Here is a 14,177-nt window from a genome sequence, read left to right on the forward strand (position 1 = left end):
TTCGCGAATCAATAGAATTTCAGGAACAAATGGGCGTGAACTATAGAGAATATAAGGGGTTGGATTTACCAAAGGTAGCAGATGAAATACTACAGTATTGGGAAGAAAATGATATATTCAAAAAAAGTATTACTTCACGAGAAGACAACAAACCATATGTTTTCTTTGAAGGTCCTCCTTCTGCAAACGGATTACCTGGTATTCACCACGTAATGGCACGCTCTATTAAAGATATTTTTTGTCGTTATAAAACTTTAAAAGGCTATCAGGTAAAACGAAAAGCTGGCTGGGATACACATGGCCTCCCTATAGAGTTAGGCGTTGAAAAAGAGTTAGGAATCACCAAAGAAGATATTGGCAAGAAAATTTCTGTAGAAGAATATAATGAAGCCTGTAAAAAGGCAGTGATGCGTTACACAGATATATGGGAAGACCTGACTCGAAAAATGGGTCATTGGGTTGACATGAAAGACCCTTATATTACTTATAAATCGAAATACATAGAATCTGTATGGTGGTTGTTAAAGCAATTATATAACAAAGATTTATTATACAAAGGTTATACAATTCAGCCATATTCGCCTAAAGCTGGAACCGGATTAAGTTCGCATGAGTTAAACCAACCAGGAACATATCAGGATGTTACAGATACTACGGTGGTAGCTCAATTCAGAGCTATTGAAGAAACACTACCTGATTTTTTACAAAACGAAGGCGACATTTACTTTTTAGCTTGGACAACTACGCCTTGGACATTACCTAGTAACACAGCCCTAACAGTTGGTGCTAAAATTGACTATGTATTAGTTGAAACTTACAATCAGTATACATTTCAACCTATAAACGTTGTGTTGGCAAAAAACTTGGTTGGCAAGCAGTTTGCTGGTAAATTTTTTGAGGTAGAAACCAAATCAGAGTTACTTAACTATAAGAATGGAGATAAGAAAATTCCATATTATGTAGTTAAAGAGTTCAAAGGAAAAGACCTTATTGAAATCAGGTATGAGCAATTACTACAGTATGCACTACCTAATGATAATCCTGAGAATGCATTTCGAGTGATTTCGGGTGATTTTGTAACTACAGAAGATGGTACCGGTATAGTACATACGGCACCAACTTTTGGTGCAGATGATGCTTTGGTGGCCAAGCAAGCAACTCCAGAAGTGCCTCCTCTGTTAGTGCAGGATGGTTTAGGAAATTTAGCACCTCTAGTAGATCTTCAAGGACGCTTCAGACCTGAAATGAAAGAATTTGCAGGTAAGTATGTCAAGAATGAATATTATGAAGATGGTCTAGCTCCTGAAAGGTCTGTAGACGTAGAATTGGCTATAAAACTTAAAGAAGAAAATAAGGCTTTCAAAGTAGAGAAATATAAACACAGCTATCCTAATTGCTGGAGGACTGATAAGCCTATTTTATATTATCCGTTAGATTCTTGGTTTGTAAAAGTCTCAGATGAGCGCGATAAACTATTTGAACATAATAAGTCTATCAATTGGAAACCAAAATCTACCGGTGAAGGCCGTTTTGGTAACTGGCTATTAAATGCCAATGACTGGAATTTATCCAGATCACGTTTTTGGGGTATTCCATTACCTATCTGGAGAACAGAAGATAAAACGGAAGAGCTTATTATTGGTTCTGTTGAAGAACTAAAGACTGAAATGAAAAAAGCGGTTGATACAGGTATTATGGTTTCAGACATATTTGCCGATTTTGAAGTAGGTAATATGGCTGAGGAAAACTATGATAAGGTTGACCTTCATAAAAATATTGTAGATCAAATTATATTAGTTTCGCCTTCAGGAAAGCCTATGCAGCGCGAATCAGATTTGATTGATGTGTGGTTTGATTCAGGTTCTATGCCTTATGCACAATGGCATTATCCTTTTGAAAATAAAGAACTAATAGACCAGAATAAGTTTTATCCAGCGGATTTCATAGCAGAAGGTGTTGACCAGACCAGAGGATGGTTTTATACACTGCATGTAATTGGTGGGCTGGTATTTGATTCTGTTGCCTATAAGAATGTTGTGTCAAATGGTCTAGTATTAGATAAGGAAGGTAAGAAGATGTCTAAGCGTTTGGGCAATGCGGTAGATCCGTTTAAAACTATGGAAACCTACGGTGCAGATGCTACGCGTTGGTATATGATATCAAATGCCAACCCTTGGGATAATTTAAAATTTGATATTGAAGGCGTTGATGAGGTGCGCAGAAAGTTTTTTGGCACTTTGTACAATACCTACTCTTTCTTTGCACTATATGCTAATATTGATAGTTTCAAGTATGAAGAAAGCAATATTGCTATAGACGAGCGTCCTGAAATAGACCGTTGGATACTTTCTGAATTGAACACATTAATAAAGAATGTAGACGAATTTTACAACGATTATGAGCCTACTAAAGCTGCAAGGGCTATTCAATATTTTGTAACGCAAAATTTAAGCAATTGGTTTGTTCGTTTGAGTAGAAGACGTTTCTGGAAAGGAGAATATGGTCAAGATAAGATTTCAGCGTATCAGACCTTATATACTTGTATGTTAACAGTAGCGAAGTTAGCTTCTCCCATTGCCCCATTTTATATGGACAGACTATATAAAGATCTAACTAGCGTTACGGGTAAAGAAAGTGAAGCATCGGTTCACATCGCAACATTTCCTGTATACGAAAAAGAAATGGTAGACGTTACATTAGAACGCAAGATGCATAAAGCACAGGCAATATCTTCTATGGTACTGTCGTTACGCAAGAAAGAAATGATCAAAGTGCGTCAACCATTGCAACGTATCATGATACCTGTTTTGGATGATCAAGATAAAGAAGATGTAGAAGCGGTAGCTAATTTGATCAAAGCTGAGGTAAACGTTAAAGAAATAGAGTTGATTGATGATGCTTCAGGTATTTTGGTGAAGAATATTAAGCCTAATTTTAAGGTGCTAGGTCCTAAATATGGTAAGGATATGCGTTTTATTGCAGCTGAGGTTCAAAAGTTAACACAAGAAGACATTGCAATCGTTGAAAAAGAGGGTGAAATTTTTGTAAAAGTAAATGATAAAAATATTAAATTGACCCTCGGTGAACTTGAAATTTCATCTCAAGATATAGAAGGTTGGCTGGTAGCTAATCAAGGCAATTTAACCGTGGCTTTAGATGTTACTATTTCAGAAGATTTACGTAATGAAGGTATTGCAAGAGAATTGATCAATAGAATTCAGAATTTACGTAAGGAAACAGGACTAGAAGTAACAGATAAGATAAAATTAAGTGTAAAAAAAGATGGTATTGTTGATGAAGCAGTGCTGGTAAATGAAGATTATATAAAGAACGAAACCCTAACCAATGAATTAGTATTAATTGACGAAGTTGAAAATGGTACAGAAGTTGCCTTTGACGATGTTAATACAAAATTGCTAATTGAGAAAAACTAGAGAACCATGACAGAGAACAAGGTAAAATACTCTGATAAAGAGTTACAAGAATTTAGAGAAATTATTGAAGATAAAATAAGCAAGGCTGAAGAAGATCTTCAATTATTACAAAGTGCGTACAAGAATGACGAGAATAATGGTACAGATGATACTTCACCTACTTTTAAGGCTTTTGAAGAAGGCTCAGAGACCATGTCTAAAGAAGCCAATGTACAATTGGCTATTCGTCAAGAGAAGTTTATACGTGACTTAAAAAATGCTTTACTACGTATCGAGAATAAAACATATGGTATATGCAGAGTAACTGGCAAATTAATTCAAAAAGAACGTTTAAAACTGGTTCCGCACGCTACGCTGAGTATAGAAGCCAAAATGCGCCAATAACATCAAAGCTCCTTATTCTAGGAGCTTTTTTATTTCCTTTTTTTTGAAATTCCCTGTTTACATAGTATGTTTTTTTCTAAGTTTTTCTATTGCAAGTCAGGAAGAGAATAAAAAGTCATTAATATCTTCTACTAAGAGTCTAAATATTAACCTAGTATCTGTCAATCAGATAGAATTAATCGTTAATGATTCTAAAGAAGAAATAGAAATATCCTATTCAAATACTGATGCTAATAATGAACCTCAACTGTCAGAAAAAAATGGAAGTATCTTTATAGAAACTTCTAAAGAAGCATCTAATTTAAAAGGAACTGAAAAAAATAAATATCGAGCAGGCCAACCATTATACCCAAACTATAAAATAGCAATTCCTAAAGGATTAAATGTTCAACTGTTTTATGATAAAGGCAACTTTTACGCAAAAGAATTTTACGGCAATTTAAATGTTCATCTTAATTCTGGAGATGTTACGATTGATGACTTCGTTGGCAAGGTCAGCATTAGTTCCTATTCAGGAAAGATAATATGCTCATTGCTGAATGGGGAAGTGTTTATAGAAAATAGTAAAGGTATTACAGAGTCTCTTTTGAACGATTCAAACTTGGAACAATCGAGAGATTTGCTAAAGGGCATCTATAAAAATGCTAGTAATTTGTTAAAAGTGAAAACTGTACGAGCAAAAGTAACCTTGAAACCTGCCAAACAATAATATTATCCTTACTTTTGTGGACTTTTGAAAAATTGTAATTGATTCTTGAAAAGAGCTATTGTCATTATTGTTATTATTCTGTTGATTGATCAGATCAGTAAAGTATACATGAAAACTCATTTTGTGTTAGGTGAGGAAATCAAAGTATTAGGATTTGATTGGTTTAGAATCCACTTTTTAGAAAATAATGGAATGGCTTGGGGTACCGAATTTGGAGGTAAAAACGGCAAACTATTTTTAACTTTATTCAGATTAGTAGCCATTACGGGAATTGGTTACTGGCTTTATTCTGCGGTAAAGAACAATGCCCCAAGAATTCTAATAACGGCTATCGCTTTTATTTTTGCCGGTGCTTTGGGTAATATTATTGATTCTGTTTTTTATGGAGTGCTATTTAGCGATAGTTATAATACAATAGCATCTTTCTTGCCTGAAGGTGGGGGTTATAGCTCTGTTTTTCATGGCAAGGTAGTAGATATGTTATACTTTCCATTAATAGATACCCAATTACCAAGTTGGGTGCCTAGTATCAGCTTTATATGGCCAGATTGGCTGCCTTTTATTGGAGGTGATTTATTTACCTTATTTGTTGATCGACATTTTACATTTTTTGACCCTGTATTTAACATAGCTGATACTGCTATTTCTACGGGCGTGGGTATTCTATTAGTTTTCAATAAAAAGGTCTTTCCTAAAAAAGTGGAAGACGATCAAGAAACCCATAAGATTGTACCTCCAGTGGTGGTACGACATTATGAAAAACCTCAATCATGATTTCTTCCTGAGGTTAAAATCCTTAACTTCGTTGTATGCCTAATGAAGCCTTAGCATTACAATTAAAAACACTACCCACTTCACCCGGAGTTTATCAATATTTTGACAAAGAGGATACTATTCTTTATGTAGGTAAAGCTAAGAATTTAAAAAAGCGAGTTGCATCCTATTTTACGAAAAATCATGAGTATGGTAAGACTAGGGTATTGGTAAAAAAAATTGCCTTTGTAAAACATATTGTGGTTGAGACTGAGTCAGATGCCTTGTTGCTAGAAAACAGCTTAATTAAAAAGTATCAACCCAGATACAATGTAATGTTAAAAGATGACAAATCCTATCCATGGATTTGCATCAAGAAAGAGCCCTTTCCTAAGGTGTTTATGACCAGAAATTTGATCAAAGATGGCTCGGAATATTTTGGCCCTTATACTTCGGTAAGAACAGCAAAAGCATTATTATCATTAATAAAAGAACTATACCCATTACGTACTTGTGCTTATGATTTATCTCAAAAAAATATAGAAGCAAAAAAGTATAAAGTTTGCTTAGAATATCATATTAAAAATTGTCAGGGACCTTGTGAAGGACTGCAAAAAGAAGCTGATTATTTAGAGGATGTTAAGGCTATTAGAAATATCATCAAAGGTAATTTTAAACAATCCTTACAGCGTTTCGAGTCTTTAATGCATGAATTTGCTGCAAACCTTGAATTTGAAGAAGCACAGAAAATAAAAGAGAAAATAGATTTACTGGCAAATTATCAGGCCAAGTCTACGGTGGTGAATCCGTCGATTAATAATGTGGATGTATTTTCCATTATTTCAGATGAGGGTTATGCCTATGTTAATTTCTTTAAGATTGCCAACGGAGCTATTATTCAATCACATACTACAGAAATCAAGAAAAAGTTAGATGAGTCTGATAAAGATCTATTAGAACTAGCGGTTGTAGAAATACGCCAACGGTTTAATTCGCAATCAAAGGAAATCTATGTTCCTTTTGCTATAGAAATTGGTGACACAGTGAAAGTGACAGTTCCGAAGTTAGGTGATAAAAAACGCATAGTTGAACTTTCTATTAGAAATGCTAAATACTATCGCCAAGAACGTTTCAAACAAATCAAAATTGTAGATCCAGATCGGCACACTAAACGTATCATGGCACAAATGCAAAAGGACTTACGTTTAACTCAAGAGCCTAGACATATTGAATGTTTTGATAATTCTAATATTCAAGGTACACATCCGGTAGCATCTTGTGTGGTATTCAAAAATGGGAAACCCAGTAAAAAGGAGTATCGACATTTTAATATAAAAACCGTTGAAGGACCTGATGATTTTGGCTCTATGGAAGAAGTGGTGCATAGACGTTATAGACGACTACTTGAAGAAGGACAAGACTTGCCTCAATTAATTATCATTGATGGAGGTAAAGGACAATTATCTTCTGCTCTAAAGAGTCTAGATTTATTAGGGCTTAGAGGAAAAATTGCCATTATTGGTATTGCAAAGCGTTTAGAAGAAATCTATTACCCTGGCGATTCTATACCTATGTATCTTGATAAAAAATCTGAAACCTTAAAGATTATTCAACAGCTGCGTAACGAAGCACATAGATTTGCTATAACATTTCATAGAAACAAACGAAGTAAAAGTGCTATTCAAACGGAGTTAGAGTTAATTTCAGGTATTGGCGAGCAAACTATATTATCCTTACTCAAACGTTTTAAATCAGCTAAACGTATTAAATTAGCTTCTTTAGAAGACCTTTCAGCAGTGGTGGGCAATGATAAAGCCTCTAAAATTTTTAATTTTTATCATTCTAAAAAAGGATAAAAAATACCTACATTTATCAAAAATTGATGAATGAGGGCCTGTGTTATTTTCTTTCTTTTTATCAGCATATTTAGCTTTTCACAAACAGATTCTATTTCTGCCAAAGATTTAAAAGTAGGAGTAGTATTGAGTGGAGGAGGGGCTAAAGGCCTGGCACATATAGGTGTACTCAAAGTGCTTGAAGAAGCTGGGATTAGAATAGATTATATTGGTGGTACTAGTATGGGTGCTATTGTTGGTTCTTTGTATGCTTCTGGTTATTCAGCTACTCAGATAGACTCAGTAGTAAAAGCATATGATTTGATAGAACTAATGCAGGATAATCTTCCACGAAGAAGTAAATCTATTTATCAAAAAGAAAATGCTGAAAAATTTGCCTTAACCCTACCAGTAAAAAAAGGGAGCATTGGTTTGCCTGCTGCTTTATCACGAGGGCAGAATGTGTTCAATTTACTTTCAAGTTTGATGGAGCATGTACATCTGGTGAATGATTTCTCTAAATTACCCATTCCATTTTTCTGTATTGCCACGAATATGGAAACTGGCGAACAGGAAATTTTAGAAGAAGGCTTTTTGCCTGAGGCAGTAAAAGCAAGTGGGGCTTTTCCAACCTTATTAGAACCAGTTGAGTTAGATGGTAAATTATTAGCAGATGGAGGTATTGCTAATAATTTTCCGGTGGATATTATGGCTACCAAAGGTTTGGATGTGATTATAGGGGTTGATGTACAAGATAAACTAGGTAAAAAATCTGAATTAAACTCTGCACCAAAGATTCTTATGCAGATTGTGAGTTTTCAGATGTATGATGATAAGAAGGAAATGAAAGAGAGGTTAAATTCATATATACAACCTAACATTCAAGATTTTACCGTGGTTTCTTTTGATGATGCTGAGCAGATTATTCGTAATGGACAAGATGAAGCTATAAAGCAATTTAGTTATTTCAAAGAAATAGCAAATCAACAGAAGAGAGATAACAGCACTAAACAAAGTACAACAGCTAAAAATAGAGATAGAATTGCAATAAGAGACATTAATGTTATAGGAAATGAAAATTATACCCGTCGTTATATCATGGGTAAGTTAGGTATTAGAAAAGGAGATTCTATCAATTATGAAGAGTTTAAAAAAGGGATTGATGTGCTATCAGCTACCAATAATTTCAATAGTATACAATATAAGTTTTTAGATAAATACTGTGCGGAATTTAAGCTTAGAGAAAATGACATTTCTACGTACCTAAATATTAGTGCTCATTATGATGATCTTTTTAAAACTGCAGCTTTATTAAATGTTACCAGTTCACATTTGCTATTCAAAAATGATGTGATTTCTGCTAGTTTAATTTTAGGAGATAACATCCGTTATAACCTAGACTATTTTATTGATAATGGTTTTCATTGGAGTTATGGTATTAATACCAGTTATAACCATTTTGATAAGGATATCTTTCAAAGCACATTTAGAGGTTTAGAAATAACTGAAACAGATACTAAGGAAGAAACAGAGTATAATGATTTTACCACACAGCTATTTGTTCAAAGTGCATTTACCAATAATTTTGCTGCTAGACTTGGTGTAGAATCTAAGTATCTTAGAATTTTTACTGAAGATGTAACAAATAACAGAACAGTTAAGAATTTTTATGACAACAATACCTATATCAACGCTTTCGCAGAAATTAAAGTAGACACCTATGACAATTATTACTTCCCAAAAAGGGGATTTTATCTAGATGCCAATTTTAAAGGATACTTATTATCGTATTTAGATGGTGATCAAGATAATACCTTTAACCCTTTTTCGCAGTTAAAGGGAAGATTAGGTGTTGCTTATACTTTTTGGGATAGATTTACGGCTCATTTTAAATCAGAAGCAGGCGTAAGTATTGGAGAAAATGATAAAAGGTCTCTAAATTTTCACTTAGGCGGAAACAACGAAAATTTCATTAATAATTTCACCAATTTTTATGGATATGATGTAGGAGATTTAAGTGGCGAAGGGTTTTTAAAGTCTGCATTAACATTGCGCTATGAATTATTTAAAAAGCAATATCTAAATTTTACAGCTAATGCAGCAAGGGTAGATGATGATTTGTTAAACCAAGGAGCTATTTTTGATGATACCAAACTTGGATATGCGGTTGGCTATAGCATCGATTCTTTTTTAGGCCCTATTGAAATTAAATATACTTGGTCACCAGATCTTTCAGAAAATATTTGGTTTTTCAATGTAGGATTTTGGTTTTAAAACCAAAACCCCACATCTACATTTGTTAACCAAAACAATTTTTTACTTGTCCATAGCCAATTGTGGGCTGTCTGACGATACTTTTTCTGAATTAACAATCGCACCAGTGGAAGTGGATTTACTACGTAGCCACATTTTGAATCGTGTTGCCAGGAAGAATAGTATAGGTACCACTATCAATGTTAAGAATGTAGCAATAAATAGACCGTAAATAACAGTCCATGCTAAAGGTCCCCAAAATATTACATTATCTCCCCCAAAGTAGATTTTAGGGTCAAATTCACTAAACAAGGTGAAGAAATTGATATTAAATCCAGTAGCCAGCGGTATTAATCCTAATATAGTTGTAATTGCTGTTAATAGTACTGGTCTCAAACGCGCTTTTCCTCCCTTAACAATAGCTTCTAATAAGTTTTCCTTATCCAGATATTCTTTCTCATCAACATCTAACTCTACCTTTTTTCTATCGATCAGTAGCTGTGTGTAGTCTAATAATACCACCCCATTATTTACTACGATTCCTGCCAGAGAAATAATCCCCATCATGGTCATCATTATAACGAATGGTTTCCCCGTTATGATCAATCCTCCAAATACTCCTATTAAGCTTAAGAAAATTGCAAGCATAATAATTCCAGGCTTTGAGACTGAATTAAATTGGAAGATTAGAATGAAGAAGATTAATCCCAGACCAGCAAAAAATGCACTCATTAAAAAGGTCATTTGTTTATTTTGCTCTTCTATTTGACCAGTATAATCAACTTTAATATTGCTAGGGATACCTGTAAACGTTTTCATTTCATTTTGAATCTGTGAAACAATAGCGCCTGCATCTGTATAACCAGGAGCTAATGCCGAATAAACAGTAACAACACGTTTAACATCTCTATGCTTTATAGCACTAAAACCCGAAGCATTATTTTGCTTGGCTACGGCTGAAACAGGAATCTCTTTAATAGTACCTGAACTTTGGTCTCTAAAGGTGATGTTCTGATTGAAAATAGCACTAGTGTTGTACCTGTTTTCTTCATTAAAACGAACATAGATGTCATAATCATCCCCGCCCTCTTTATAGATACCTGCTTTAGCACCAAAAATAGAGTTTCGTAGTTGTTGACCAACCTGACCTGCGCTCACACCTAGCTCGCCAGCTTTTTTGCGATCTACCTGCACGAGCATTGAGGGTTTAGATTTATTCACATCAATTTTTAACTCATCAATTCCTGCAACATTTTTAGAATTGATAAAATCACGCATTGTTTCAGCAGCAGCAATAAGCTCTGAATAGTTATTACCTTCTAATTCTATGTTAATAGGATACCCTGCCGGAGGTCCTACAGCATCTTTTTCAACAGAAATGGCAACACCAGGATAAATATCTTTTAAAGCTTCCTGAACTTTTTTCTGAAGTTCTTTACTATCAGCACCTTTTCTGAATTTGAATTCGCGCATGGTAGCAGTAATTTTTCCCCGGTGTGGCATTTCAGCTGCAGAGCCCCCATCTGTCTGTGGATTACCGGCGCCTTCACCTACCTGAGATACAGCACTTTCTGTTAAGAAGTTAAAATCACCACTTTTATACGCTTCTTCATTGATGATCTTGTAAACCCGTTCTTCAATATCCTTAGTAATTGCATTTGTTTTTTTGATATCCGTACCTTGGGGATATTCAATATATACAATGATTTGATTAGGTGTATTGTCTGGGAAAAACTCGACTTTAGTACGCTGACTTCCTATAGAAGCTCCAAAGCCCATAAAAGCAATTATAAGTAAAGTAAGTGTTCCTAAGCTTATGAGTTGAGGTTTCCATCCATTAAGAGCACCACGAAGCAATTTTTCATAAAAACGCTCCCAACGAGGTAAGATTTTGTTTTGAAAACCATTTGCCCATTTCCTTAAAAAGAGGCGATATATCCATAGCATAATTGCTGTGAAGATCATTAAACTTCCCAACGCTCTATAGGCACCGCCAAACAATACTATTAGAAGGCCTATTATTGTCATAACCACAGTAATTCGTACGATTCTTCTTAATGGCATTTCAGAATCTTCGGTTGTCATATACTGAGATACCAATACTGAATTAAAGAAAATTGCCACAAATAGTGAAGATCCTAATACCACAGATAATGTTACCGGGAAATAGATCATAAATTCACCCATGACACCGGGCCACATACCTAAGGGTATAAAGGCTGCAACGGTTGTGGCAGTTGAGATAATAATAGGGAAAGCAATTTCGCCAATTCCCTTTTTTGCCGCTTCTATTCTTGGAACACCTTCATCCATCAAACGATACACATTTTCTACAACCACAATACCATTATCCACCAACATACCTAAGCCCATTATCAAACCAAAAAGGATCATAGTATTCATTGTATATCCTAAAGTACTCAGTATCATTAACGACATGAACATTGACATAGGAATGGCAAACCCAACAAACAATGCATTTTTAAACCCTAAAAAGAACATTAATACGGTGACAACTAATATAATACCAAAAATGATGTTATTTACGAGGTCATCAACCTGACCTATGGTCTTTGATGATTGGTCATTAGCAATAGTCACCTTTAAATCTTGTGGAAAGACATTTTTTATGGCGTCATCAACAATTACTTGAATCTGCTCTGCTGCGGCCACCATATTTTTTCCTGCACGTTTTTTAACATCTAACATAACAACTGGATCACCAAATTCTCTGGCATAGGTAGTCCTATCTTCTTCTTTAAAAGAAACATTTGCAATATCTTTTAGGTAAATAGGGTTGTTATTTTCAGACTTAACTACAAAATTTTCTAACTCATCTGGTGTTTCAATTTCGCCAATAATTCTAATAGTCCTTCTCTGTCCACTTGAAATTAAATTCCCGGCAGAGATGGTAGAATTTTCTCTACTAATTGCATTAATGATGTCATCAAAGCTTACTTTGGCAGCCATCATTTTATAAATATCTACAGCAACTTCAACTTCTTTTTCCTGCGCTCCCCGGATATCTACTTGTTTAATTTCAGAAAGATCTTCGATCTCATCTTCTAAATATTCACCAAACTCTTTTAACTTTTCTACAGGGTAATCACCAGAGATATTAATATTAAGAATTGGGAATTCTTCTGACATACTCAACTCAAAGATGTTAGGATCTACTTTGGCACCATTAAAGGTAGGCCAGTCTTCGCTAGATTTCTCCGAATCTACCTCATCCTTTACCTTTTGTTTAGCAGCTTCAACCGTCATCTTTTCATCAAATTCAACTATGATCATTGAATAATCCTCTTGCGATGATGAAGTAATTTCTACCACATTACTAACGGTCTTTAACTTGTCCTCTAAGGGGTCAGTAATTAGCTTTTCAACATCTTCAGCGGTATTGCCTGGAAATAGAGAACTGATATAAATTTTAGTTTCTTTAATTTCAGGGAAATTCTCTCTGGGCATGCTAAAAAATGCAGAAACTCCTAAGGTTAGTATCAAGGCTATTAAAACATACATGGTTGTTTTATTATTAATAGCCCATGAGGAAAGTGGAAATTCTTTATTTACTTTTTTAAGACGTTCTTCCATCTTGTTATTTTTTTGCTGTTTCTTGAGAGTCTTCTTCTATTTGTAAAATCTTTACTTCTTGGTCATTTTTCACACTTCGAGCACCTTCTTGAATAATTTCATCGCCATTTTTAATACCACTCAATACCTCAATAAGATCACCTTGTGTTTTTCCGGTTTCAATAATTATGCGTTTAGCTTTTCCTAAATTTTCATTCTTGTCAATTACAGTGTATACATACTGTTGATTTTGTGCATTTTCAGAGATAATACTTTGTGGTATTAGAATTGCTTTTTCACTCGTATAATCGTTGATCTTTAGCTTAGCAGTGAGGTTTGGTTTGATGCTTTTATCCTTATTAGGAATACTTACTTCAACTTTAAATGTTCTATTAGAAGGATTGATAAAGTTACCAGCTTGACGAACTTTAGTATCAACTTTTTTACCTAATACTGGGAATTCCACTTCTACATTCTTGCCTTTTTTAACTGTTGTTATATAGCTTTCTGGCACATCAGTTTCTATATACATATTATCTAGGTTAACAATTCTAAAGACTTCAGAACCTTGGCCGGGAGCTACTACTGTGCCTTGATCTTTAATAACATCATCAATAACACCAGAAAAAGGTGCTCTAATGGTAGATTTGCCTAATTGACTTTTGAGTTGTTTTAGTGCATTTTCTTGAGATTCATAATTGGTCTTTGCCTGTAAATATTGGATTTCACTACCAATTTTTTGCTCCCATAAACGTTTTTGCCTATCATAAGTGGTTTTGGCAAGTGCCACCTGCGCTTCGAATTGAGCTACTTGACTACTTAATCCGCCATCATCAATAGTTGCCAATATTTGTCCTTTGCCTACACGTTGTCCTTCTTTAACATATACGCGTACAAGAGTACCTGCCATTTCAGGGTAAATCAGTACATTTTTTTTAGTTTGCACATTGCCTTGTAACTCCAGGTAATGATTGAAGGTTTCTTCTTCTGCCTTAAATGTAGTGATCAATGGAATTTTTTTGCTGGTATCAAGCTCAGCAATTTTATCGTCTAATAGTTTTAACTCAGCTGCAATTTCTTGTTGTTGAGTAACTACCTCAGCTCTTTTAGCCCTAATAGACTCAAGATTTCCTTCAGCAACAATATCTTCAACGTTTTTTTTGGAAGTATTTCCACAAGAAGCAAGAAATAAACTTAGTAATAGTAATGAGTATATGCTTTTCATTTTAATGATGA

General features: G+C 34.5%; 8 protein-coding genes. 6 read left to right on the plus strand and 2 right to left on the minus strand.

Features of this window, described 5'->3' with window-relative positions; genetic code table 11:
* Positions 1-29 precede the first annotated feature (29 nt).
* Genes ileS through AC1EU5_RS15250 form a run of 6 tightly spaced genes read left to right on the plus strand, consistent with a single transcriptional unit; the run spans position 30 to position 9,389 of the window.
* Positions 30-3,434 carry an isoleucine--tRNA ligase gene (gene ileS / locus AC1EU5_RS15225; protein WP_480193279.1) on the plus strand — a complete coding sequence of 1,135 codons (3,405 nt, stop codon included), beginning with the start codon at positions 30-32 and terminating at the stop codon, positions 3,432-3,434.
* Between the two features lie 6 nt (positions 3,435-3,440).
* Entirely contained in the window at positions 3,441-3,818 is a 378-nt protein-coding gene (locus AC1EU5_RS15230; protein WP_480193280.1) for a TraR/DksA family transcriptional regulator, read from the plus strand.
* A gap of 43 nt (positions 3,819-3,861) precedes the next feature.
* Entirely contained in the window at positions 3,862-4,527 is a 666-nt protein-coding gene (locus AC1EU5_RS15235) for a hypothetical protein (protein ID WP_480193281.1), read from the plus strand.
* A gap of 45 nt (positions 4,528-4,572) precedes the next feature.
* Entirely contained in the window at positions 4,573-5,301 is a 729-nt protein-coding gene (locus AC1EU5_RS15240) for a lipoprotein signal peptidase (RefSeq protein WP_480193282.1), read from the plus strand.
* A gap of 35 nt (positions 5,302-5,336) precedes the next feature.
* Positions 5,337-7,136 carry an excinuclease ABC subunit UvrC gene (uvrC, locus tag AC1EU5_RS15245; protein ID WP_480193283.1) on the plus strand — a complete coding sequence of 600 codons (1,800 nt, stop codon included), beginning with the start codon at positions 5,337-5,339 and terminating at the stop codon, positions 7,134-7,136.
* Between the two features lie 30 nt (positions 7,137-7,166).
* Positions 7,167-9,389: a patatin-like phospholipase family protein gene (locus AC1EU5_RS15250; RefSeq protein ID WP_480193284.1), complete on the plus strand. Its 2,223-nt coding sequence runs from the start codon at positions 7,167-7,169 to the stop codon at positions 9,387-9,389.
* A gap of 42 nt (positions 9,390-9,431) precedes the next feature.
* Here the strand turns inward: AC1EU5_RS15250 and AC1EU5_RS15255 are convergent, their stop codons facing one another.
* Complete coding sequence (locus AC1EU5_RS15255) at positions 9,432-12,962, minus strand: efflux RND transporter permease subunit (protein ID WP_480193285.1); 3,531 nt, start codon at positions 12,960-12,962, stop codon at positions 9,432-9,434.
* A gap of 4 nt (positions 12,963-12,966) precedes the next feature.
* Entirely contained in the window at positions 12,967-14,166 is a 1,200-nt protein-coding gene (locus tag AC1EU5_RS15260; RefSeq protein ID WP_480193286.1) for an efflux RND transporter periplasmic adaptor subunit, read from the minus strand.
* Between the last annotated feature and the right edge of the window lie 11 nt (positions 14,167-14,177).

This window comes from Maritimimonas sp. 2405UD52-3, from assembly GCF_056591715.1.